Annotated in this window: 20 protein-coding genes, 1 tRNA gene and 1 pseudogene; 15 read left to right on the forward strand and 7 right to left on the reverse strand. The window is 54.6% G+C overall.

The genetic code is table 11. The features are described from left to right. Positions 1–28: 28 nt before the first annotated feature. On the reverse strand, positions 29–1,801 hold the full coding sequence (gene ggt, locus BJI67_RS01405) for a gamma-glutamyltransferase (RefSeq protein ID WP_070071506.1): 1,773 nt from the start codon (positions 1,799–1,801) through the stop codon (positions 29–31). 1,339 nt (positions 1,802–3,140) lie between these two features. On the opposite strand from ggt, the gene BJI67_RS01410 reads away from it, so the two are divergent. From BJI67_RS01410 to BJI67_RS01445, 10 genes and pseudogenes are all read left to right on the forward strand, one after another. Further along, positions 3,141–4,178 (forward strand): IS630 family transposase, encoded by a 1,038-nt coding sequence (locus BJI67_RS01410; RefSeq protein WP_070071507.1) that lies wholly within the window; start codon positions 3,141–3,143, stop codon positions 4,176–4,178. Between the two features lie 789 nt (positions 4,179–4,967). Further along, positions 4,968–5,240: a hypothetical protein gene (locus tag BJI67_RS17190; protein WP_070071508.1), complete on the forward strand. Its 273-nt coding sequence runs from the start codon at positions 4,968–4,970 to the stop codon at positions 5,238–5,240. After that, positions 5,212–5,520: pseudogene (locus tag BJI67_RS17195) on the forward strand (JAB domain-containing protein); the annotation flags it as partial. The gene BJI67_RS17190 and the pseudogene BJI67_RS17195, both read left to right, overlap by 29 nt. Positions 5,521–5,625: 105 nt before the next feature. Further along, on the forward strand, positions 5,626–5,820 hold the full coding sequence (locus BJI67_RS17200; RefSeq protein WP_156781980.1) for a hypothetical protein: 195 nt from the start codon (positions 5,626–5,628) through the stop codon (positions 5,818–5,820). Next, positions 5,790–5,993, forward strand: coding sequence for a hypothetical protein (locus tag BJI67_RS01425; RefSeq protein ID WP_070071510.1), 204 nt, complete (start codon positions 5,790–5,792; stop codon positions 5,991–5,993). Before BJI67_RS17200 ends, BJI67_RS01425 begins: the two co-directional genes overlap by 31 nt. A gap of 80 nt (positions 5,994–6,073) precedes the next feature. Beyond that, on the forward strand, positions 6,074–6,442 hold the full coding sequence (locus BJI67_RS01430) for a toxin-antitoxin system TumE family protein (RefSeq protein WP_070073870.1): 369 nt from the start codon (positions 6,074–6,076) through the stop codon (positions 6,440–6,442). Continuing rightward, positions 6,439–6,792, forward strand: coding sequence for an HVO_A0114 family putative DNA-binding protein (locus BJI67_RS01435; RefSeq protein ID WP_070071511.1), 354 nt, complete (start codon positions 6,439–6,441; stop codon positions 6,790–6,792). Before BJI67_RS01430 ends, BJI67_RS01435 begins: the two co-directional genes overlap by 4 nt. 721 nt (positions 6,793–7,513) lie before the next feature. Next, positions 7,514–7,687, forward strand: coding sequence for a helix-turn-helix transcriptional regulator (locus BJI67_RS18205; RefSeq protein ID WP_407922825.1), 174 nt, complete (start codon positions 7,514–7,516; stop codon positions 7,685–7,687). A 1,287-nt stretch (positions 7,688–8,974) separates the two neighbouring features. Then, a complete protein-coding gene (locus BJI67_RS01440) occupies positions 8,975–9,676 on the forward strand; it encodes a hypothetical protein (protein WP_070071512.1) in 702 nt (233 codons plus the stop codon). Positions 9,677–9,776: 100 nt separating this feature from the next. Beyond that, positions 9,777–10,373, forward strand: a complete 597-nt coding sequence (locus BJI67_RS01445; protein WP_070071513.1) for a DNA-binding protein — start codon at positions 9,777–9,779, stop codon at positions 10,371–10,373. Between the two features lie 223 nt (positions 10,374–10,596). Here the strand turns inward: BJI67_RS01445 and BJI67_RS16565 are convergent, their stop codons facing one another. The 6 genes from BJI67_RS16565 to BJI67_RS01465 form a co-directional block, all read right to left on the reverse strand. Then, the gene (locus BJI67_RS16565) at positions 10,597–13,038 is read right to left on the reverse strand and encodes a DEAD/DEAH box helicase (RefSeq protein WP_156781981.1); all 2,442 of its coding nucleotides are present in this window, start codon (positions 13,036–13,038) and stop codon (positions 10,597–10,599) included. Between the two features lie 183 nt (positions 13,039–13,221). Continuing rightward, complete coding sequence (locus BJI67_RS01450; protein ID WP_038094256.1) at positions 13,222–14,304, reverse strand: IS5 family transposase; 1,083 nt, start codon at positions 14,302–14,304, stop codon at positions 13,222–13,224. A gap of 125 nt (positions 14,305–14,429) precedes the next feature. After that, positions 14,430–15,326, reverse strand: coding sequence for a HamA C-terminal domain-containing protein (locus BJI67_RS16570; RefSeq protein ID WP_083250533.1), 897 nt, complete (start codon positions 15,324–15,326; stop codon positions 14,430–14,432). Positions 15,327–15,718: 392 nt separating this feature from the next. After that, positions 15,719–16,831, reverse strand: coding sequence for a site-specific integrase (locus BJI67_RS01455; protein ID WP_070071514.1), 1,113 nt, complete (start codon positions 16,829–16,831; stop codon positions 15,719–15,721). 151 nt (positions 16,832–16,982) lie between these two features. After that, positions 16,983–17,059: transfer RNA gene (locus tag BJI67_RS01460), tRNA-Arg, on the reverse strand. 46 nt (positions 17,060–17,105) lie between these two features. Beyond that, positions 17,106–17,744, reverse strand: coding sequence for a MarC family protein (locus tag BJI67_RS01465; RefSeq protein WP_070071515.1), 639 nt, complete (start codon positions 17,742–17,744; stop codon positions 17,106–17,108). Between the two features lie 434 nt (positions 17,745–18,178). Between BJI67_RS01465 and BJI67_RS01475 the strand changes: the two genes are divergently transcribed. From BJI67_RS01475 to BJI67_RS01495, 5 genes are all read left to right on the forward strand, one after another. Further along, positions 18,179–19,276, forward strand: a complete 1,098-nt coding sequence (locus tag BJI67_RS01475; RefSeq protein ID WP_070071517.1) for a porin — start codon at positions 18,179–18,181, stop codon at positions 19,274–19,276. A 277-nt stretch (positions 19,277–19,553) separates the two neighbouring features. Further along, positions 19,554–20,315: an ABC transporter ATP-binding protein gene (locus BJI67_RS01480; protein ID WP_070071518.1), complete on the forward strand. Its 762-nt coding sequence runs from the start codon at positions 19,554–19,556 to the stop codon at positions 20,313–20,315. Then, positions 20,308–21,036: an ABC transporter ATP-binding protein gene (locus BJI67_RS01485; RefSeq protein WP_070071519.1), complete on the forward strand. Its 729-nt coding sequence runs from the start codon at positions 20,308–20,310 to the stop codon at positions 21,034–21,036. Before BJI67_RS01480 ends, BJI67_RS01485 begins: the two co-directional genes overlap by 8 nt. After that, positions 21,033–21,935 (forward strand): branched-chain amino acid ABC transporter permease, encoded by a 903-nt coding sequence (locus BJI67_RS01490; RefSeq protein WP_070071520.1) that lies wholly within the window; start codon positions 21,033–21,035, stop codon positions 21,933–21,935. Before BJI67_RS01485 ends, BJI67_RS01490 begins: the two co-directional genes overlap by 4 nt. Next, the gene (locus BJI67_RS01495; protein ID WP_070071521.1) at positions 21,932–22,885 is read left to right on the forward strand and encodes a branched-chain amino acid ABC transporter permease; all 954 of its coding nucleotides are present in this window, start codon (positions 21,932–21,934) and stop codon (positions 22,883–22,885) included. Before BJI67_RS01490 ends, BJI67_RS01495 begins: the two co-directional genes overlap by 4 nt. Positions 22,886–22,913 lie beyond the last annotated feature (28 nt).

Genomic DNA, 22,913 nt, shown 5'->3' on the forward strand with positions numbered 1-22,913 from the left:
TCTGAGGTCACGGAAAATTAATGCCCGATCAATACCCTGCCGCAAGTGCGGCAGGGCGGCGGCGGTCTGCTGCGCCCTCGTAGAGCCCCGTTTGCGGATTCGCGAGAATGGCCATCGCAGCGCCCCAGGCGTTGCCGTAAGTAAAGCGGTAGCCCATTTTTTCGAGCGCCTGCCGAGTGGCCGGGGTGAGCAGGCCGGGTTCGATCATGACGGTGGACGGCTGCCACTGTTCGTGGAAGCGCGGAGCGTCGACGGCCTGCTGCATGTTCATGTCGAAGTCGATTACGTTGAGGATGGTTTCTAGGGTGGTGGAGATGATGGTGGAGCCACCGGGGCTACCGGTGACCATGAACAGCCGTCCCTGGTGCAACACGATGGTCGGTGACATGGAGCTCAAGGGGCGCTTGCCCGGCTCGATCTGGTTCACGCTGCCCTGCACTAGGCCGAAGCTGTTGGGCACGCCGGGCTTGGCGGTGAAGTCATCCATTTCGTTGTTGAGGAAAAAGCCGGTGTTGCCGGCGATCTGACCGAGCCCGAACAGGTAGTTGATCGTGTAGGTCACGCTGACCGCGTTGCCGTTCGCGTCGACCACGGAAAATTGCGTGGTGTTGGTGCCCTCCGCCGGCCCCAGGCTACCTCTGACCTCGCTTGAGGGCGTGGCGGCGTCGGGGCGGATCTGTGCGCGAATCCTGACGGCGTGCGCGGGAGAAAGCAGCGCGCGGATGGGGTTGTGTACGAAGGCGGGATCGCCGAGGTAGGTGTTGCGGTCGGCGAAGGCGTGGCGCTCGGCCTCGATCAGGTAGTGCAAGCTCTTGACCGAGGCGTAACCCCAGTCGGCGAGCGGATAGGGTTTGACGATCTGCAGGATCTCGCAGATCGTGGTGCCGCCCGAGCTGGGCGGCGGGTCGGAGACGATGGTGTAGCCGCGGTACTCGCATTCGACCGGCTTGCCCCAGACGACGCTGTAGTCGGCGAAATCCTTGAGCGTGAGGATGCCGTGGTGTCGCACGCTGGCGGCGACCACCGCGCGCGCGATCGATCCCCTGTAGAAGGCGCGGGTGCCGCCCTGAGCGATGCGTTCGAGGGTGCGCGCGAGCTGCGGCTGGCGCAGGCGTTCGCCCGCGCGCCAGGGGCGGCCGTGATTGAGGAAGATCGCGGCGACGTTGGGGTACTTGCGAAAGTCGCCTGCGCGGCCGTCAAGGATGTGCGCGTCGCCGGTTTCGAGGATGTAGCCCTTGCGCGCCAGTGCGATGGCCGGAGCCATAACGGTCTTGAGCGGCATCGTGCCGTAGCGGGCCAGCGCCGTGTCGAGGCCCATCACCGTGCCGGGTACGCCGACGGCGAGATAGCTGTGCGTGCTCAGGCCGGGCACGACCTCGCCCTGCGCGTTCTGGAACAGCTTCGGATAGGCCTTGAGTGGCGCCTTCTCGCGGAAATCGAGGAAGCGGTTCTGCCCATCTGCGAGATGGATCACCATGAATCCGCCGCCGCCGATGTTGCCGCAACAGGGATGCACTACCGCGAGCGCGTAGCCGATGGCCACCGCCGCGTCGATCGCGTTGCCGCCCTCGCGCAGGATGCGCACGCCGATCCGCGTGGCCAGATGTTGTGCGGTCACGACCATCGCGTGCTTTGCCTCGACCGGGCGCAGGCCTGCGAGGCTCGCAAGCGGTGAGACATTGCTGCCGTAATCCAGAGCCTGGGCGGAGATCGCGGACGATGTGTTGTCGGCGGCCAGCGCGGGCATACACGTTGCGGAGTATGCCAAGCAAAGCGTGGCCAGACTGATCATGATGCGCATGATGTATCCCCCTAGCCCAGGTGAATGATTATCTTTCTTAATCTAAGGGTTGCGATGCAAAAAGGTACTGGACGTTTGTGAATGATGTCTCGATGAGTCGGTGTCACGAGCATCAGTTAACTTTTTACGTTAGAACATATCCGGCGCGATTTGCTGTGACGCTGCTAAGCGATCGATATGGAAGTCTATAGGGACGTTACGTATTTCATAGGTCCGAAGTGCCTACCTTACCGGGGAAAGTCCAGGGGGAATTAGGTCTGAGCTTGCATTGTTAGATATTAGTGAGATCCATTGAAGGTTCAGTTCGAGGGTTGAATTGGTATCTGGGATCCACTGGTTGCTTGGCTGTCTTGTGAGTCTACTGTGTGCCAACCCGGAGGTGGCCGGTACGCACGATACGTGCGTTCAATACAGTCCGGTTGTCAGAGGCTAAATCGCAAGCATATACCACATTTACATACGCGCCGTATTTGTCTTCAAATTCCACTCTGTCGCCAAGATATTCGATGGCCCCATGACCGTCTGAGAGCCAGTGTGCTTGGCTAAACATCGGATGCGATGAGTTGTATGTCCATCTCACATCGTAGGAGTTGAGTCTTTCTATGGGGCGAGCACAGTGCGCGGCTGCGCTGTCGTATCCGCCACCTTGGTTAATCAGACAGTTCAGATCATCAGGCTGGCATGTCTGCGACTTGGGGAAATTATTTGTATAAGAGTCGTTATATAGTTCTGCGTACGAGCTATTGTCCGAAAGCCTGTTAGACGAGGGTTTGTGTGAGTCCAGAAAGACTGCATAAACGGTTACGAAAGCGAGAATAATAACTAGACCTATGGCGTTCCATCTCATATCCCTACACATGCCTCCTCAGGGATTTAGCAAAAGTCGAAAATGCATATGCGGCGAGAACATTTGAATGTTTTGTTGCTTATGCTGATTCCGCATTTTAGCGCTGAGTGTAACAGTTGCATTGAACTTCTTTATACCGAGTGATTGATGGTCGTGCGCCGTACTAACTAGACTGGTAGTTTATATCGTATTTTGAAATTTAATGCCTTGTTGTACATTTGGATTGGCCGCTTAGAATTTGCTCGATTCAGCGGCATCATTTGCCCATGCGGCAAACTGCGCTCGAACACATGGATTGCACTCTGCGTTGAATTCGGTGGCTTGGCGCCGCATGATTGCAAGGCGCACGGATCAATGGTGAGGGGGTTTATCTCCAAACTTGTTCATGGCTGAACTAAGCCAACTTGGTTATCTGATATGCCACGGTGCTACATAGTCGATATTGGTCTTACTAAGCAGTACATTGATAACCCGACATGATATGATTTAGGGATGGAGAAATTAGACGGACGCAAGCTTGATCGCAGCACGCTGGAAGCCATTCGCATTCGAGCCGTGATGAGGGTCGAGGCCGGCGAAAGCCCCGAAGTCGTGATCCAGGCCTTGGGCTTTCATCGTAGCCAGATTTACGCCTGGTTGGCGGCGTACCGCGAGGGCGGTCTTGAGGCGCTTCGCCAGCGCAAGGCCAAGGGTCGGGAGCCGAAGCTCAGGGGCGGGCAGCTGGATCGGCTCTACCGGCTCATCACCGAGCACAACCCCACGCAATTGAAGTTCGAGTTCGCTCTGTGGACGCGTGCGATGGTCCGCGAACTCATCCGCCGCGAGTTTAAGGTACGCCTCAGCGAGGTGTCGGTGGGCCGTCTGCTGCGTACGCTGGGGCTGTCGCCACAGCGTCCTTTGCACCGGGCCTATCAACGTGACGAGGCAGCGGTCGAGCATGGGCAGGCCGTGGCCTACCCCGAGATACGTCGGCTGGCCAAGCGCGAGAAGGCCACGATCTACTTCGGTGATGAGGCCAGCGTGCGTTCGGATCACCACAGCGGCACCTCCTGGGCACCGATCGGTCAGACGCCGGTCATTGAGACCACCGGCGCTCGATTTGGCGTGAACATGATCTCGGCCGTCAGCCCCCGAGGCGGGCTGCGCTTTATGACCTTCACCGGCACCCTGACGGCGCCTATGTTCATCGACTTTCTGGGACGGCTGATCGAGGGGGCTACCACCCCGGTCTTTCTGATTGTCGACGGACACCCGGTGCACCGCTCACGCAAAGTCAGGGACTTCGTTGACGGCACCGCGGGTCGGCTCCGACTCTTTATCCTGCCGGCGTACTCACCTCATCTGAACCCGGACGAATGGGTATGGAACTGGCTCAAGCGGCACCACCTGGGCAAGGTCCGCCACAGTGGCCCGGATCAGCTTCGCCAAACGGTCACGCGATTTCTGCGCAGGCTGCAGCGGCTCACTCACATCGTCAAAGGCTTTTTCCAGGATAAAAACCTCGCCTACATCCACAATAATGTCGGGTAATTAACGTGCTGCTTAGTATTTCTTGACCCACGTGGATTTCTCCTGGCGCCCACACATGGTGCGGTCTGGCTATGAGGATAGGTGTTTGATCTTGCTGGTTTGAGTAATGGCTTTAACTACTGGTAGGCATATATAAGTCTTTACCTGAAATGATAATCGTCTCAATTATTGTTGAGAATCCCATCCAGGTCAGAATTTATCGACCTAACCATACTTCGGTTTCTCTCCAGTACTTCTCTTGCTTGAGCGGAGTAGCACACTGCGGAGTCGTCTGTGTGGCAATTTGAGCATAGGTGAGAATAACTCGAATTTCCGCATTCAAGACATAGCCATCGAGTATCGGGGAGTGCTTGTACAGCTTCATCAGTAGCATCTCTGACTCGTTCGACAATATCGCGAATGATCTCTCGCCTAACTGGTTTCAGATCCATGGGTGCCTTCCTGTTTTAGTGAATAACGCCGCCTATGCATAGGCGGCCGTGCATAGCTTGGCCGTTCGAAGATCTTATGTGCGTTGTTTTTCGCTGTTGCAGGGCAATGGTCGACGAATACCAGAATCCCCGGATAACAAATATAACCGCGTGCTCTAAGAATGTGGAAATGCGCTTTCAATTGAATCCGCAAACACTGCCTAAGGGGCGCTGCCCCTCGCGCCGGTCAAGGGTAAAGCTCCGCTTTGCTTCGCCCTCCGGGCCGGCCCGTGTCCTCGCTACGCTGTGGGCCGCTCCAGCCGGCCCTCCCGGCCCTTGACCTTTGCTACCCCCGCGCTTCGCCAGCGTGGCAGAGGCCATGCGCGGCATGACCCCATGCCCGATCAAAGGCGAGGCACAGGCAATGAACCAGCAAGCGATCGACTTCGGCGGTTTTGTTCAGGACGCAGCGGGCAAGTATCAGATGGCGCGAGCCGTCAGCCCGGACGAGATCATCCACCAGGCGCGGCAGATTCTGGCGGAGCGTGTGAAACGAGAAAACGTCATCGACTGTCCCCAGACAGCACGAGACTTCGTGACCATGAGCCTGGAGGCCGTCATCCGAGGCCTTTTGCGTGCTCTGGCTGGATAACCGGCACCGTGTCATCGCCTTTGAAGAGCTGTTCCAGGGAACGATCGATGGATGCTCGGTCTACCCCCGCGAAGTTGTTCGTAAGGCACTGGAGCACAACGCTGCGGCCTGCATCCTGGCACACAACCACCCCTCGGGCGTAACCGAACCCAGCCGGGCCGACCAGAGCATTACCGACAAGCTCAAGCAAGCGTTGGGACAGATCGATGTGCGGGTACTTGATCACTTGATCATCGGTGGCGCCGAGGTCACAAGCATGGCTGAGCGGGGAATGCTGTAAGGTCTTTCACTATATCATTATAACACATTGATAGTATTGATAAATAATCAGATTTAGCGCGGCTTTTCGAGTATAATGAATGCTGCATTCAGAGGAGAACGAATCATGTTTGAATCGACAGATTTTGAGAACTTAGTCAATGGCGAAATAGGCTGCCCGGCAGCGCTAGCTGAGCGTTTGTATCCGGGGCTGGATCGGAAAAATAAGGCTTTGCTTATCGCGGCGATGATCTGCGGTGAAGCGGAGGTCGACGATTTCAGCGTTCAGCGATGGCTGACGCTCAAGTGCTTGAGAACCTGATCGAAGACCTGGCGGGTGAGCGAGACGGTAAGTGCGGCGTTCTACTGAATCAGGACGAAATCGAGAAGATTGTGGATGTGGTTGATGACCCCGAACAGACGGTTAAGCCTGCGATTTACGTCGATGGTGAACCGCGCTGGCTGCGCGATGAGTTGAAATCACTACAGCGCTGAATTGAGAACCGTGTAAACGAGCTATTCAAAACGCCCGGCTTGAGCCGGGCTTTTCATATCAACAGATGATACAATTGGCTATGCGACGCGACTACGGATTAGACACTCTGCTTGGTCTTGATCAAGTCATCATTGCTCAAGATTGCGGGTATTGGGTCAAGTTCGAAGTGAGTTTGGTTGAGGTTACTAATGAGAGGCCGCACGGCATTAAATATTCGCTGACCCTGCATGACCGCTACAGCAAGCGTGTGATGGGTTATGACAATGCCCATGCGGTGCGGTTACCGCGTAAGCACAAGTATGCTGGCCAGCGCGCCCGTCCGCATGACCATAAGCATCAGCACTCTCTAGATAAAGGAGTGCCATACGAGTTTCAAGATGCCGATCAGTTGCTAGTGGATTTTTGGTCGGATGTCGATCGTGTATTGAAAGAGGTTTGTAACAAATGAAGACCATCGTTATTGGTGTCATGCCGCAAGAGAAGATTCGCGAGCGAATGATGGCTATTGCTCGTGGTGAGTACAAACCAAAGGCCAGTGATCCGAAAGTCTGGTTTCCGTCCATGCGCTCATTGGCAGAAGTTCTAAGCGACGAGAATCAAGCTTTGCTGACTGCCATCAAAGAGAGTCGGCCAAAGTCGATTACTGAACTTGCGGTGAAGGTTGGTCGGAAACCAGGTAATTTATCTAGGACGCTTAAGACGCTTTCGCAGTATGGGCTTGTTGAGTTGCAGCGAGAAGATGGGCGGGCTCGCCCAGTCGTGCATGCAAAAAACCTTGAGTTTCGGATATCGGTATAGAGGGGGGCTATATATGGAAAGTTGTGTATATGGGTCGATCCATGATCAGTTAGACCATGCTGGAGAGATGGCGAGATCCAAAAGCGATGTAGAAATGATAAGTCGCTTAAGAAGTCGGGTTTCGGAAGTTAGAGGGGCGGGGCTCAGAGCTCAATTCGCACGCATGATATGGAAACGGGGTGCGTCAATCGTGAGCTCATTCTGCTTTCCTCGGATATCGAGTCGTTTATTAACAAGCTGCAAGCAAGGCAGCCTCTGGCCTGCTGAATCGTTTTGTGGACAAAGCGTGGACAGACGCAGCGGCACAAACTGGTACAACGTGGACACTCTGTGGACAGTGAAGTGTCCACGAGGGGTGAAAATGATCAAATAATGACCATGTATTCTAGTCGGTAAATTTCTCTAACTTATTGGTTTTTAAGAATAAAAATGGCGCGCCCGAGAGGATTCGAACCTCTGACCTCTGCCTCCGGAGCGCGCCCGGGCCGCCTTTGTTGCTTACGCCGAACACAAGAAACACAAATATAATCAATGAACTAATAGGAATCAATAGGAAAGTAGAGGAAACGAAATGAAGGTGTGACAGGGGGAAAATTGACGCAAAACCATGCTCAGAGCATGGTTCCTCTCGTTTCTTTCAGTTTCTGTTGAAAGTATGCGCGTTTCTGTCAAATCAGTAGCTATACGTCACTCCCAATAAAAGGAGTGATCAATGGAACTAATGACAAAGGCAGATGTGGCTTCGTATCTCGGCGTCACGATACGTACGGTTGATAACCTTGTGCTTCGCGGCGAACTGCCCGGACCTCAGCATATCGGTAGAAGGGTGTATTGGCTCAAAGAGGAGTTTGACAATCACATTCGTGATTGCTTGCGCGGCATACAACACAAGTAGAGGTACCCCACCTTTTCAGGTGGGGTACAAACGGGCTGGCAAGACCCAATCATGCCACTCAATCAAATGTCCTAAGTAGTTATCTGACCTCCTTTCATCGTCAAAGTTGAACGTTGTTCGTGAGATGCCAGGTACCACCCTGGCTTGCGATCTCGCTGCGGCACCACCCGTACAGCTGCATCGCGCTCATCACCATTTGGGCTACCACGCCCAGTCACATTTCGCATACGCATGATGCTTTCGACATCGAGACATCACTCCCGATTGGCTTGCGCCTCCCCAAGTCGCTTCGACTGAATCGCTTTTGGGTTTGTCGTCTACTCACATCGCTCCCAGCCATAGGACTATTCCGGCACCACCCGGTGTACGTCCCTTAGGCCTTCCCGCGTTAGCACACAGATGTCGATCCGCTAGCCAGCGCCTCCCATCAAAAACGTCGCATTCGCGTCACCCATTGGGTTTTCAGTCCGGCGAGATTCCAAAGCCCGTGACTTACCGTTCAAGATGGTTCCAGCTTCAGTCATCCACCTACTTCTGAGGTGAATACTGGCTTCACTTCACTGACCCGACAGCGACCTCGAGGGCCGCCGTTACAGGCTTGAGCTATGCATCGATCCAGCGAAGTTGCCTCCGTTGGTACCAGTCGTTCCAGATTTCTCCTTACGACCTCATGCAGGTTTCCCTGCATACGTGAAGCCCGCCTGTCGGGGCCGAGTTGCACCGTTTCCAGCACCCCTCGGCGAGGATTTACACCTCTTCATCTGCGGCAGGGTTCCTTTGGTTTTAGCGTTTCCGCATCCTCCATCGGCCCGTTTCCGCGTCGCCCAAGCTCGCCTATCGGCGGATTGGGTCGAACAGGGCATTACAGCCCTGAGCGCCCGTCGCAGCCGTACGAGCCCCATTACGGGCATACGGCTACAGCGCATGCTCAGCCAGAGTTGATTGACTCTGGCCTAGCCGGATTGGTGATCCGGCTTCGGTCCTTGCGGACCTGTGACAATGATGTTCGGGGGCTGGTGAGGCCCCCACAGATGGTGTGAGTCAAGCCCCCGATGGTGTTCGTCTTGCGACGTCAACACATCGGTGTCCTGCCTCGTATAGGGAATGAGAACGCCGTTTCCGGCGTTCTTCTAGGAATCTCTTGTAGTTGTCTGTGAATCCACCTTCGGTGTTTTCACAGGTTGTTGTTGGATCAAACACTTACAACCCTTCGCCGCTTTGCCCATCTTTGGCGCAAACCTGCCTTCTCGGTCGCTATACGTGTAAACCCACACACGTAAGAAAGCGATGTTCGATCCACCTGTTCACATACACAAAACCGTCTTCATGCAGCGCGTACTCGATGCCGTCTCGCACGGCTATCACTGGCACACCAGCGGCACCGTGCCCCTCAACAAGGCGCAACGTCTTGCTGCCAAGTTCGGCGAGCACTACGCGATACATCGCAACGAGAACCAGCGCGCCTACGCCAAGCGCAAACGCGAATGCAATGCGAGGCTGTTCCTGTACGCACCGCCCCAGGCCAAGGTCTTAGCTTGGTTTCTGCTCGCTACCGATGGAGATGGACGCATACACGAGGAGGAGCGGCTCAGACACGCCCAAGATGTCCTAGGGCGTATACGTCTGGATGACGACTATGAGCTGATACGTCGCACCCGCAAAAGCGATAAAGGCGGGGGTACCGTGTGGAGTTGGCGCATGACAAAAGACTGCGAGCGACGTTGGCGCGAACGGATCATCTCAGCGTGCCGACAGTCGCATGCGCTCGCGATCACTCAGGCGATCGGTTCGCTCTACCGCGTGCCGGGTTTTTCAGGCATCCGCGAACAAACCGGAGCCTTGATTGCTTTGGCGCGCGCCGAATGGAGGCGCAGGCATGGCACGCTCGATGCGTTGATCCTGCCCCCTAAGCTGCCCTATATCGAGAGGCTCCCTGATACCTCGCTGGCACTCTCACAGGTGATCCGACAGGGTCGCGTAGAGACCTAAGAAAAATAATCATCAATTGTCATTTTTTGCACTTCGACTCGCTATACGGGGGGCCAACGCCGGGTTGGCGTCAAATCACACCCGATTAAGGAGTCAGAAGATGGGAAATAAAGGTATTACGTTTGAAGATGTCGAGCGTGCCGCAGCAGCACTGAAAGCCCAGGGTCAGCGGGCAACGAATATGGCAGTACGCTACTACCTGGGAACAGGTTCGATGAAGACAATCAATAATCACATGAAGGTCATCAATGCACGGGCTTTCGAGCGAAGCGCTCAGCAGAAAGACATACCTGCCGAGGTCGAAGCTGTTCTGCACCAAACGATAGCGTCTGTCTGGACGCAGGCGCAGTCCCTTGCAACGCAAGACATCGAAGCGATTAGATCGCTCGCCCGTGAGCGGATTGAGCGCTCAGAAGCGGAGTTGGAAGAGCTGAACGAGGCGTTTGACGCGAAGGTGGAGGAGTTAGCCGCGCTACAAGTGAAATATGGACAATTGGAAGCAAAGGTGGAAACACTCAGGACAGAAGCGGCGGTATCGCTAGGACAACGCCAAGCCCTGGAACAACAAATCAAAGACCTGATTGTCGAGTTTAGACCGAAGCGTAAGCCAAGCGAGACGAGAGGTAAGCGTAAGGCTGATGAGAGTGCGCTGCATGCATCGGGAGTAGAAACACCCAGCGACGTCGAAAACGGCTAGGCAAAGAAAGAGTAATCTTAAAATGAGAGAGGTGTACTGATTGTGGCTACGGGGACTCTGTAATGGAGTCGTTTTGGTGGCGTGTATTACGTAACATGTAGTACGCGTTACAGTTGGTTCAGTTGATTGGCAATATTTGCCATACATCGAAGCGGTGGAGGTCAACTCAAGCCATTCGCTCTGGATGGAGTTAAGCCCCTGGCCTGCAATTTCTCACTAAGGTTTAGTCCATTGCTTCAGATAACTGTCGGCGCTCCCAATACCCAAGATTCATGATGCCTGTAGTTAGCCTATTTGCGACAAGTTCATCCAGATCATTTTCATCACCGTTTAAGTCATAAAGTAAATTTTTGCGGGCACTTATAGCCGTATCACGTGGAACGCCTTTTTCAAGGAGGTGTCTGGTAACTGGGTGGAACGAACCCCATTCAATAGAGGCAAGCATTGGTGCGCCTTGATTTAGTATGTCAGCATACGGCTTAAGTAATGAAGGAATACCATAAACAACTTTATTCATTAGGAGGGTAATTTGTTCATCAATTTTATCGTCGATATTCTCTATAAAATGTCGCTGATCAAGAATATCCCGAAGTGATACTTCGCGAGCCCACTTTTCCACCGATAAGCACATTGCCCACACAAATCGGTCTTCGGTGCTCTCGCCAATGTATCGTTGATAATAATAATTTAATTGATCCGCATGAAATTCTATTATGTCGTGAAGCGTTTTTGCGACGTCTCTATCCCAAACGCTACTAGGAAGTGACGGTAAATTATTATGTTCCGAAAGGCGATATATGATGTCTAAATCAAATGGGTCCCAGTAGCGATGAGATAGTGCTTTTGCTTTAGGGATTTTAAGATTATTAAGTGCATTGAGCGTGTTGCTAATTTCATCATTAGACAGCAGTATTCCGACTTCGCGGAGTCGATTGGTTCCAGGTAAGCCGAGTCGAAGTAGTGTTTGCCTTATGTAGATAACAAGGAACTTATGAGGTCCTCCCGAAGCCGGTTCTGGATGATCTAAATTTTCTACCACTTCGCGGCGATGCTGATCGAACGCTTCATGATAACCGGGTGACAAATCTTTATATTCGTCTTTAAATAAATCATCTTGTGTGTCCTCTTCTACGAAGGCGCTTGCATCAAGAACGACTGACCGTCCCACAAAATCCTTAAGAAGCCTGCCTGCTCGTCCGCGTAAATTGGCGAATTCGTAAGGTGACAGCTTGGCAGCGCCATATTTGCTCCGCTTAATGAATAAATTTGGATTTCTTACGATTACAGTCGTAGCAGGAAGATTAACACCTTGCATAAGAGAGGTTGTGCAAACCAGGTCTTTAATGACTCCAAGTCGGAAGGCGTCCTCAATGGCTGCGCGAGCATGCATGGGAACCCTTCCTGAGTGATAACCAACCCCCATTTTTACAGTCTCTGCGAGCTTGTATGATGGGTGCACCGTCTCTTTAAGGTATTCGGCAAGAGATATAGTTCGCTCGTCGACATCGTCGATGACTAACTTGGCAGCGAGTGCGCGGGCGGTGTTCCTGGCTTGGGCAGCAGTTGGGGAAAAAATTATGTTATGTGATTTTGGGCCCAAACTGGATACTAAATAAGCAAGATAATCCAAGAACTGATCTGTGTAAAGAGATTGACCATATCCAGCAATGCGGCCCTGCTCGGTGATCGATATTGAATTCGGCGCTTCTAGTGTATCCACATACTGATTAAGCCAGTATCGCCCTTTGTGTTGCTCGATGGCATATGTGATGTTAACCACCGGCGCTAATTGGCTCTCTTGCTCGTCAGACGGCTCACCAAATATCTCAAAGCCCACGTTTCCAATGTTGCTTAGTCTCGGACCACTAAGGACAATTTTTTCAAGCCGACCACTATCTTTTAATTCTTTTAATAGATCGAATAGGATTTTCGCGCGTTGGTCGCTATCCTGAGCTACTCGTTCAAGATTCTGTACTTCATCTACAACCAAGAATCCTTTCTCCGGCAAGCTTGACCCGTCAATCGCTCCCATAGCTCGTTCTTGTGTAAGCACGAAGATCGATTTTTCGTCGGTCGGATGATACGTTGTGAAAATACGGACGTGATCGGTTTCTGTTTTTCGAGTTAGTTCTCTTAGATCACGCGATACCTGGCTAACCAAACTCAATGTCGGTACAACGTATATCACCGACGCAGTGCTTTGCTGAAGGTGTCGAATTATAGTGAGGTATATTGCAAACGATTTGCCCGCTGATGTTGGCGCGGAGATTCCAACTAGGCGGTGTCTTTCTATGGCATTGAGCACACCCAATTGAAACTCTGTTAGCAGAAATATTGAACTGGAAATGCGAATTTCATTTGAAGATTGTAATGCTGCTATCTGAAGCTCTGTCAAAAAGCTATTTGTCGGGCGATACTGCCCCGTAATTGCAAAATCATGATCTATCATCCCCGTTGAAGGCGCTATTCCTAAACGGGAAAGTGACACGATGAAAAAATCACTCAGGGATTCTCTTTGTTTTGAGGATGAGTGTTCCCAGGTTAGTGCTATTAACAATGTTGCCAAGCGTCGTGAGAATATATCCTTCTTCCATCGCAGTTCATCGATGGCATAAATGGCTTTCTTTAGTAATTTGTCGTCTATAACCTGCTCATCGCCGCGCACCAAGCCAAGCTTGAGGGCGTAGTTTTTGTGCTCTAGCAGGCTGTTGAAAATTCCCCCGATTTAGCGGTTATCATGTTGATCAGGGTCCATTGGCGACGTGCCCCTTCGGATCTGGGGCCTGATTTTTCCCGAAAACAGCCCAAATCCCGATCTCTGGGCGCACCGATCCCTTGATGTGTGCCTTCAACATGCTGCCAGTCCCAGATTGCGCATCCGCACCAGGTTGTAGGCCGCCGCGCTGAGCACAAACTGGAAATCCAGTTTCTCGCGTCCGACAAACCGACTTTTGCGCAGACCCGCAATGGTCTTGAGCCAACCGAAGCATTCTTCGATCCGCTTGCGGATCGTCAGGCTGGTTCGGTAACCGGGATGGCCGATGGTGCGCCCGTCGATGGCCGAGCGGCGCCCGGCCGTGTTCTGAGCCACATGCGGCGTGACGTTTCGTCCACGCATCGCCGCCACAAAGCCTTGCGTGTCATAGTTCTTGTCCGCGCCCAGCGTGATCCGGTGGCTCCCGCCGAGCGCGTCGACAAGCTCGACACCGGCCTCGCGCTCGGCCGTGCCGGTGGCCTGGCTCGTCTGCGACTCGACGATCAGGCCGTGGCGGTTTTCCATCAGCAGGTGTCCGAGGTAGCTGAGCTTGGCGGTCGTGCCTTCGCTCTTGCGATACAGCAAGGCATCCGGGTCGGTCCTGGAGACGTGCGTTTCCCGACACCGCTTCTGCCCGCGAAAGTCCACCGTGGGATTGCGCCCGCCACCGCTCGGCGGCGCGTCCTCGTCCCGGGGCCGGTAGCTCTTGTGCGAGGCCAGCGCTTCGATCAACGTGCCATCGACGCTGAAGTGTTCGCTAGACAGCAGATCGGCCGCACGGGCCTGATCCAGCACCCGGGCGAAGAAGGTGCGGGCCACATCGCCTGCAAGCAGGCGGTCACGGTTCTTGGTAAACGTGGAGTGGTGCCAGACCGGATCGTCCATGGAAAAGCCCACAAACCAGCGAAACAGCAGGTTGTAGTCGATCTGTTCGACCAACAGGCGTTCGCTGCGGATGGTGTAGAACGCCATCAACAGTTGCGCGCGCAGCAGCTTCTCCGGCGGGATCGAGTCACGGCCCATATGGGCATACAGCGCATCGAAGTCAGCGTCGAGTTCTTTGAGCGCTTGATCGACCATCCGCCGGATCGGGCGCAGAGGATGGTCCTTCGGCACCCGTTGCTCCGGGCTGACCGTGCTGAACAGCCCATCCTGATGTATGTCGGCACCGCGCATCGGCCACAACCCTCACTCAACAATACAAAACCAATCTTCCGGGTTTACAGGACTTTTTCAACAGCCTGCTAGTTCTAGCAAGCTTTGGGTGGTGTCTTTTATTGTCATAATTTAGCCCTTGGTACTTAGTGGCTGTCAAAGTCTGAAAGGATTACATCGAGGTTCCAAACGGGGAAAATTATGTAATGTATTCTATTGATTAGTGCTGAAGATAAACCGCTCAGTGCGCTAGTGTCGGCGTTACGTAGACGATCAGATATTATGGATTCGATTTTTTTCTTTATGGCTGTTTCGTCTTCGGCTTCTTTATCTTTGGTTTCTGAGTAGCAAATTACACATACCAGTTCATATCGTGTATTTGGCAAATCACCATCCTTCAAGAGGCGGGCGACTTCTCGCAGTGGCTCTTCGATGAAATCGTCATATACATATAATGATAGTTCCTCATCTATGTTATTATATGAATTGAGAATACTTATAAGTGCATCTGAAAACGCAGAATTGAATTTATAGTTAGATTTGTATGTTTTCGCTTCGCCGAGATATATTATGTTTGAATCTCCTGTCGCCGTGTAATGGATGGCGTCCGACCCGTGCCGCTCAATAGCGGTATTTGTTGTGATTGGCATTTTTCTCAATATTGGTGGCGCTGAAAAAAAGTATTGTAAGAAATTAAATAATAATAGTTCACCAAACTGACCTTGTGGGTGTCCCCGGCGGAACTTGCTTCTTGCAAGTGAATCTATGTGAGATGCTGCATTTTGAATGTCGTGCCCCCGTGCTATTAGTGCGCGATCGAATAGATCTCTGTATGTGGCTTTCGAGTACACCCAGTTGCAGACGGTATTGCGTAGCTCCCGAAGAAAATCGTCTCTTTTTTCAGCCAGGTCCACGGTGTTGATTGTTACGCCGTATGCACTAGCTCCAGGCGGGGGAGGTAATTGATGTGAAAAGTGATGTACGTGTCGGATAAAGGCTGTTGTATCAGCTAGAAGTGCTTGTATTTCTGATGTTGGCAACATATTACATCCTATGTAATCGGTGTTCCGCTGTAAGTCTAGTGTAATGGATCTTCTGCTAAATGTCGGTGTCGTTAGTTTTTAACTATTGGGCTCAGAAATCTATCAGCTAATTGCTGTATACCCGAGAATATTGATATGGAATTACCTTGCTGAGGAGATTTTCGTCATAGCTACTGCGTTAGTCATTCAATTAGCATTTTAGATGCCCTTGAGGTTGGCGTCACTTATCCTGAGCAGGCATTTGTCACGGGATGGCAATTACTCTGACTGCGCACTAACTACCGTATTTCTGAAGTGCTTCCCATGCCTGCCTCTGACGGTTTCCTCTATTTCTGATGGCCCACACTCCATGCCGTCTTAACCAGCCTGATTTCGCGTCAGATTGCTAGCTGTTACAAGTCTTTGCTCTTGGTGACGGTCTTTTGTGACCTTAGTTTAGCTTTTGCAATATCAATTTCGTTGGCAAGCCCATCTGGTCGGAGATGCGTGTAGCGCTCCAAACTACGCCAATCCCGATGTCCTGTGATCTTTGCCACCTTCATATCATCCAAACCCATCTCAAAAAAGCGAGAGGCGGCTTCATGGCGCAAATCATGGAATCGCAGATCGTCGATAGCGGCTTTTTCGCGCGCTCTTATGAACGCCTGAGTGATTGAGTCTGCCCGCAGGGGGAACACATAACCCGACTCGGGTATGCTTTCTAGGCTGTCTAGCTGACGCAGCAAGATCTCGACCGCTTCTTGCGACAACGGGATGGTACGAGGACGCCCGGTTTTCGTTTTGGGTATGTGAAGTTGTCGGGTTGAGAGTTTGACATCTTGCCATTGGATGTTTGCGATCTCTCCTCGACGCATGGCGGTCTCGACAGCTAAATGGCAAATGTCCGCGAGGTGAGGCGAGTCGGAGTGCTCGATAAGCCGTTCGAGTTCCGCCTCGCTGGGGCGTCTTTCACGGCTCGGCTCTTTCTTGGGGCGTTTCACGACGCTGACCGGATTGCCGTGCGGTAAGAAGATGCCCCACTCAGACATACCGTGCTTGACCGCCGCAGACAGAATGTTCATTTCTCGGGTCACGGATGCGGGGCCTACTCGTTTCTCCTTAATATTCTGCCGCTCTATGGCCTTTTGCGTTGCCTTGCTCGCATCCTCGGGAATGGCGCATCGCAATCGATCATTACGGAAGGTCGCGACACACTCCGATGTCAGATTGATGAGCGGAAGGTCTTTAAAGTAGCGGCAAAGGTTCGCGATCCGCGATGGATCGGATGAGTAGTTCTCGCGCTGAGTGACCACTTCGCGCTGGTAGCGCTCAAGGAGTTCGGAAACGCTAGTGGATTCGGCCTTTGAAGTATCCAGATAGACCTTGCGGACCATCTGCGATTCGATTGACTGCGCCCAAAGCTCCGCTTGCTGCTTGGTCGGGAAGGTTGCGCTCTTGTCCGGGTAGCCCTTTCGGCGAATACGGGCTTCCCACTGCCTTTCACCGCGCTTTCTGTATGTAGCCATTTGTCGTCCTTACGTAGATTAGGGACGGCGTATAGCGACAAAAGTGGCGATTTCAGGACGCGGTCTGCTTCGGATGCCCCTGTCAATTGACGCAAAATTGGGGCAATGGCCCGAAGCCGGGCGTGCGAATGACGCTAAGTCATTGATTTAATGGCGCGCCCGAGAGGATTCGAACCTCTGACCTCTGCCTCCGGAGGGCAGCGCTCTATCCAGCTGAGCTACGGGCGCGGGGTGTGAAAGGATACTGTGTCACCACGGTTCCGTCCATCGCAGATTAGGCGAGACCTGGGAGCAAGCCGCGGATACCTAGAGCCATGAATTGCACTGCGATGGCGGCGAGCAAGAGCCCGAGTACGCGAGTAGCGATACGAATGCCTGTCTCGCCTAGGCGAACGGACAGCGGTACCGCCATGCGCAAGGTTACATAGACCACGCCTGCTACGATCAAGATACTTAGTAATAGTGCGATGTAACCGAACCAGCCGACAGCATTTTGTGCGGTGATTATCACGGTGGAAATGCTGCCGGGACCTGCCAGTAAAGGGATGGCCAGCGGCACTACGGCGACCTCATCCTTGGCTACGCCCTCCTGGGTTTCCTCCGGAGTGTTGCGCGCGCGGTTCGGGCTGCCCTGGAGCATATGTATAGCCATCAACAGGATCAGTAGCCCGCCGCCGACTCGGAAGGCATCGAGGTCGATGCCGAAGAAACGCAAGATGGCCTGGCCGGCAAACGCGGAGGCGAGCAGGGTGATGCCGACCGCGATCGCCGTAGTGCGCGAAGTCCGTACACGGTCTGAAGCGGTCTGGTCGCTGGTGACGGCGACGAAGATAGGTACGGCACCGATCGGGTTCACAATGGCCAGCAGTGCGACGAGTGCACGCAAGGAATCGGTCAGCGGGTAGGCAGACATGCGGCGTTAGTCCTTGCGGGTCATTTGCCGATGGCACATTACGCCCACGAGTACGGCTTGGCAAACCACTTGAGTGACGTTAAAACGATACACTGTATGAGCTTCGTCTCTTACGAACGCACCACGATAAGACGGATTTTGGCGCAGATAAGGCGCAAGGCGGTTGCGTCCGCTCTGCTGTGAGGCACAGAATTGCCTTGCAGGCCTAACGATTTGGTGCAAGAAGCGCTGCTTATGCACTATCTTGGTGCGAACTACGAAAAGATCAGGGCCGTGGCGTGGCTGCAACCGCTTGAATTGTCTGCTTTGTGCGACATGGCACAAATTGTGCTCGTTGTCGGCCATGCGCCCTGCGCGCATTACTTGGCTGCGAATGGCTCCAACTTGCGTTTTTTGTCAACTGTTCAGCAACTTGCTAGGGGGAATCCTACGTGATGAATGTGAAGAATGTGTTTAAACCGAAGGTCGCCGCTTTGGCTGCCGCCATGGGCCTGGCTTTCGCCGGCACGGCTGCGCATGCCGCTCCGACCGCCAGCCTGTTCGGTGCGATTGGTATTGTTGGTGCGTACGACAGCCCCTATACGCAGGGTGGTCAGAATTCGTGGTACGTATCCAACGACGCCTCACGCCTCGGCGTTAAGGGTAACCTCGGTACTTACGACGGCACGACCTACATCTACAACTACACTTCGAATATCGACCCGGTGAATGAGAGCGGCGGGTTAAGCACCTACATCGGGTATCTGGGTGCCAAGGGTGCTTGGGGTACCTTCAAGTTCGGTCGCCCGCTCAATCCGTTCTACAACGCCATCGGCGCCACGTTCAACCCGTTCTGGTGGTTCTTCACGGACAACACCGGTACCCGTGGCACGGATAACTCGATCATCTACACGACTCCGACGATGAGTGGATTCCAGGCATCGATCGGCATTGAGCACATCGGCAAGGGTAGCAGTAGTGGCGACAAGAGCACGGCTGATACCACCCTCGCTGCCACCTACGCCACCGGACCTTTCAGTTTTGCTGCAGCGTTTGCCAGCTACTCGAAGTATGCCGACGGCTCGACTGCATATAGTTCGGCCGCCGACTACAACGTGTACGGAACAGGCGCTAGCAATACTTACTCCGGTGAAGTGCTGAAGAGTAAGGCGGCGGTTAGCGGTACCTACAGCCAGGGGCCGTTCTCGGTGTCGCTCGGCTTCTTCTCGTACAAGCCCTACAACAGCGGTACTCAGAACGAGAAGGACATCACCTCCGTCAACATCCTGGGAAGCTACAACTTCATGCCGAAGTGGACGGTCATGGCAGACTTCTCGACGACGAGTCAGAGCAGTTCCAGCTATGGCATCGCTCACAAGGGTTCGTTCACGACTCTGAGCCTTGCCTACACCCCAGTCGATCCGGTCGGTCTGTTCGTCGAGTATCAGTACGCCGACAAGAAGGCCGTTCAGTCGCAGCTTGATGGTATCTACTACGGTAATGCCACCAAGGCTTTCGGCGAGTTGGCGATTGGCGGTTATTACAGCTTCTAATCATTCCTCGGATCGGTTAGTGAGCAGCAACAAATGCCGGGTGCCCTATGGGGCGCCCGGTTTTGTTTCCACGACTGGTGTATAAACAGCAAGGGCGTATCATGCGCCCCGCTTCGGGATCGGGGGTCCCGGGCCTACGCGCTCACGTGCGGCAGGTGAACTTTAATTGATAGAAGAACGGGTAGCCGTCTGAAAACATCATGAATAGTCAAATAGACCGACGTGTCCGCACGGGTGAAACGGCACAGGAGTGCCGTCGATATAACGAGGACACGATATGCTAGAAGTCAGCGGACTGGGTAAGGACTTCGGTGGTCTGCAGGCCATAGACAATGTCTCCTTTACCCTGTGCAAGAACACCATCACCGGCCTGATCGGCCCCAACGGGGCGGGCAAGACCACACTTTTCAACACCATTGCCGGCGTTTACAAACCGACTCGCGGCAGTATTACCTTCAATGACGAGCCCATTGATGGCCTCTCGCCGCACCGGATCTTCCACAAGGGTCTTGTGCGTACCTTTCAGATTCCTCGGCCATTCCCGGACATGAGCGTGCTCGAAAACCTCATGGTGGTGCCTGCGCGTCAGTACGGGGAGCTTTTCTGGAACAACTGGTTCCGTCGAGGGCGCGTGCGCCAGCAGGAGCAGGAGATTCACGACAAGGCGCGCGAGACGCTCAAATTCCTGAATCTGGAGCGTGTGACCCACGAACTGGCGAAGAATCTTTCCGGCGGCCAGCAGAAGCTGGTCGAGATCGGGCGGGCGCTGATGGCGGACCCTCAGCTGATCCTGCTCGACGAGCCCGGCGCCGGCGTGAATCCGTCGTTGCTGGCCGAGATCATCGACCGTATCCGCGAGCTGCATGCCAAGGGCATCACCTTTCTGCTGATCGAACACAATATGGATATGGTCATGAATCTGTGCGACCCGATCCTGGTCATGGCCAACGGCAAGCTGCTGATGGAAGGCGATGCGCAGACCGTGCGCACCGACCCGCGCGTGCTGGATGCGTATCTGGGAGGCAGCCCCGATGAGTGAACCCCTGCTGAAGGTCGACAACCTCGTCGCCGGCTACAACCCCGGCGTACCCATCCTGCGCGGCGCGACCATCGAGGTCATGCCGGGCGAGATCGTGACCGTGCTCGGCCCGAACGGCGCCGGCAAATCTACCTTGATCAAGTCCATTGCCGGCCTGGTGCCGGTGTTTTCCGGCAAGGTGACGCTTGACGGCCGCGACATTACCTCCTTGGCCCCGCACACCATGGTGCAGCAGGGGCTGGCCTACGTGCCACAGACCAACAATGTCTTCGCGCGGCTGAGCGTGCAGGAAAACCTCGAGATGGGGGCCTATACCCGCAAAGAGGGTCTGCAGCAGCGCCTCGAGGAAACCTACCAGCTGTTCCCCGATCTGGCGCGCCTGCGCCATCACCCTGCGGGCAAGCTGTCCGGTGGGCAGCGGCAGATGGTGGCCTTCGGCCGGGCGCTGATGGTGAATCCGACGCTGCTCATGCTCGACGAGCCTTCGGCGGGTCTCTCGCCCAAGCTCGTGGGCATGGTGTTCAAGAATGTCCAGGAGGTGCGCGATACCGGCGTCACCATCCTGATGGTGGAACAGAACGCCAAGGCGGGCCTGCTGATCTCGGATCGAGGTTACGTGTTGGCGGAGGGCAAGGAACAAATCATGGATCAGGCGGGTGCGCTGCTGCGTAACCCCGAAATCGGCGAGCTGTATCTCGGCGCCAAGGGAGGGTTGCTATGATCGGCCAGTATCTCGCGGACGGCATCGTCCTCGGCTCGACCATCGCGCTGGGCGCAATCGGCCTGACGCTCACCTACAACATTCTCAACTTCGCCAATTTTGCACACGGCTCGCTGCTTTCCTGGGGCGCATACTTCGGGCTGGTGTTCGTCATGTCGTTTGCCGGCATCCAGGGCGGCGATACCTTTGGCTCGCTGTCGTTCGGCTGGCCGTTCATCGTCGCGCTCTTCGGCGCTGCGGTGCTGACCTCCGGGCTGGCGCTGTTGGTCGACTGGTTGGTGTTCCGACCGCTGCGGCGCAGCAATATCCAGGTGGCCCTGGTGTTCGCCTCCTTCGGCGCCTCGCTGTTGTTGCGTAACTTCATCGTGGTGTTTTTCGGCCCCGAACCGCACTATTACAACAACTCCATCGAGATCGCCAAGGAGATCCTGCCAGGCGTGCGCATGACCTCGGATCAGATCTTCGTGGTGGTGCTCGCGGCGGTGCTGGTGGTGGCGCTGCATCTGTTCCTGACACGTACGAAGCTGGGCAAGGCAATGCGCGCGACTGCAGACAACACCGCGTTGGCGCAGGTCACCGGCATCAACGTACAGGGTGTGGTGCGCTGGACCTGGGTGGTCGGCGCCTCGCTGGCCGCGGTCGGCGGCATGTTCTTCGGCCTGACCGTGCAGATTCTGCCGGAAATGGGCTTCAATCTGGTTCTGCCGCTGTTCGCTGCGGCGATTCTGGGCGGTATCGGTAGCGTCTACGGTGCGGTGCTAGGCGGTCTCGTGATCGGCATCGCACAGGACGTGTCGGTGATGTTCATCTCGCCAGCCTACAAGCCCGCCGTGTCCTTCGTGATTATGATCATTGTCCTGCTGGTACGTCCGACGGGCATTCTCGGAGAAAAGAAATGACCGGCGTGATTTCCTATCTCGTCTTTTTCCTTATTCTCGCGTCCATCTACGGCATCGTTTCGCTCGGGCTGAATCTGCAGTGGGGCTATACGGGGCTGTTCAACATCGGTGTGGCCGGTTTCTTTGCGGTCGGCGCGTACACCTACGCCATTCTGGCGAGCGATCCGACGATGAATCACCTCGGCGGTTTCGATGTGCCGATGCCGTTGAGCATGATCGCGGCAATGATCGTCACCGGGATTGCCGCGCTGATCATCGGCCTGCCAACGTTGCGGCTGCGCGACGATTACCTGGCCATTGCCACCATCGGTATCGCCTTCACCATTCAGTTGGTCGCGATGAACATGCAGTGGCTGACCGGCGGCACGCAGGGCATCTATAACATCCCGCAGCCGCTCAGCTCGGCCTTCGGTTCGAACTTCGAATACAACGTCTTCTTCCTGGTGATGGTGCTGGCCATTCTGTTCGTGGTCTACATCGCCTTGGAACGCATGGTGCATTCGCCCTGGGGGCGGGTGCTGATGGCGATCCGCGAGGACGAGACGGCGGCAAGCTCGGTGGGCAAGGACGCGTTCAGTTACCGCCTGCAGTCCTTCGTCATCGGTTCGATGATCATGGGCCTCGGCGGCGCGCTGTATGCCTGCTTCATCAAATACATCAGCCCACAGGACTTCCAGCCGGTAATGACCTTCCAGATCTGGGCCATGCTCATCATCGGCGGCAGCGGCAACAACCGCGGCGCGATGCTTGGCGCGTTGCTGGTCTGGATGCTGTGGAGCGGCAGCGGCACCTTGGTGCAGGCCATTCTCCCGGCCAGCCTGCAGGTCAAGGGCGGCGCCTTCCAGATCATTCTCATTGGCCTGGTCCTGATGCTGACCCTGATCTTCAAGCCCAGGGGTATCCTCGGCACTCGGCGCGCGATCATTCCGGGCGCCAAGCAGGCACCCTGAGACGGCTCGCGGAGTACGGGATTTTCCT

Origin of the sequence: Acidihalobacter aeolianus (assembly GCF_001753165.1) — a bacterium.
Taxonomy (GTDB): Bacteria; Pseudomonadota; Gammaproteobacteria; order DSM-5130; family Acidihalobacteraceae; genus Acidihalobacter; species Acidihalobacter aeolianus.

What these genes read in the sequence shown, in the direction of transcription:
- ggt (WP_070071506.1), bottom strand. Translation starts at nt 1,801, where the DNA reads ATGCGCATCATGATCAGTCTGGCCACGCTTTGCTTGGCATACTCCGCA.
- BJI67_RS01410 (WP_070071507.1), top strand. Translation starts at nt 3,141, where the DNA reads ATGGAGAAATTAGACGGACGCAAGCTTGATCGCAGCACGCTGGAAGCC.
- BJI67_RS17190 (WP_070071508.1), top strand. Translation starts at nt 4,968, where the DNA reads ATGCGCGGCATGACCCCATGCCCGATCAAAGGCGAGGCACAGGCAATG.
- BJI67_RS17200 (WP_156781980.1), top strand. Translation starts at nt 5,626, where the DNA reads ATGTTTGAATCGACAGATTTTGAGAACTTAGTCAATGGCGAAATAGGC.
- BJI67_RS01425 (WP_070071510.1), top strand. Translation starts at nt 5,790, where the DNA reads ATGGCTGACGCTCAAGTGCTTGAGAACCTGATCGAAGACCTGGCGGGT.
- BJI67_RS01430 (WP_070073870.1), top strand. Translation starts at nt 6,074, where the DNA reads ATGCGACGCGACTACGGATTAGACACTCTGCTTGGTCTTGATCAAGTC.
- BJI67_RS01435 (WP_070071511.1), top strand. Translation starts at nt 6,439, where the DNA reads ATGAAGACCATCGTTATTGGTGTCATGCCGCAAGAGAAGATTCGCGAG.
- BJI67_RS18205 (WP_407922825.1), top strand. Translation starts at nt 7,514, where the DNA reads ATGACAAAGGCAGATGTGGCTTCGTATCTCGGCGTCACGATACGTACG.
- BJI67_RS01440 (WP_070071512.1), top strand. Translation starts at nt 8,975, where the DNA reads ATGTTCGATCCACCTGTTCACATACACAAAACCGTCTTCATGCAGCGC.
- BJI67_RS01445 (WP_070071513.1), top strand. Translation starts at nt 9,777, where the DNA reads ATGGGAAATAAAGGTATTACGTTTGAAGATGTCGAGCGTGCCGCAGCA.
- BJI67_RS01450 (WP_038094256.1), bottom strand. Translation starts at nt 14,304, where the DNA reads ATGCGCGGTGCCGACATACATCAGGATGGGCTGTTCAGCACGGTCAGC.
- BJI67_RS16570 (WP_083250533.1), bottom strand. Translation starts at nt 15,326, where the DNA reads ATGTTGCCAACATCAGAAATACAAGCACTTCTAGCTGATACAACAGCC.
- BJI67_RS01455 (WP_070071514.1), bottom strand. Translation starts at nt 16,831, where the DNA reads ATGGCTACATACAGAAAGCGCGGTGAAAGGCAGTGGGAAGCCCGTATT.
- BJI67_RS01465 (WP_070071515.1), bottom strand. Translation starts at nt 17,744, where the DNA reads ATGTCTGCCTACCCGCTGACCGATTCCTTGCGTGCACTCGTCGCACTG.
- BJI67_RS01475 (WP_070071517.1), top strand. Translation starts at nt 18,179, where the DNA reads ATGAATGTGAAGAATGTGTTTAAACCGAAGGTCGCCGCTTTGGCTGCC.
- BJI67_RS01480 (WP_070071518.1), top strand. Translation starts at nt 19,554, where the DNA reads ATGCTAGAAGTCAGCGGACTGGGTAAGGACTTCGGTGGTCTGCAGGCC.
- BJI67_RS01485 (WP_070071519.1), top strand. Translation starts at nt 20,308, where the DNA reads ATGAGTGAACCCCTGCTGAAGGTCGACAACCTCGTCGCCGGCTACAAC.
- BJI67_RS01490 (WP_070071520.1), top strand. Translation starts at nt 21,033, where the DNA reads ATGATCGGCCAGTATCTCGCGGACGGCATCGTCCTCGGCTCGACCATC.
- BJI67_RS01495 (WP_070071521.1), top strand. Translation starts at nt 21,932, where the DNA reads ATGACCGGCGTGATTTCCTATCTCGTCTTTTTCCTTATTCTCGCGTCC.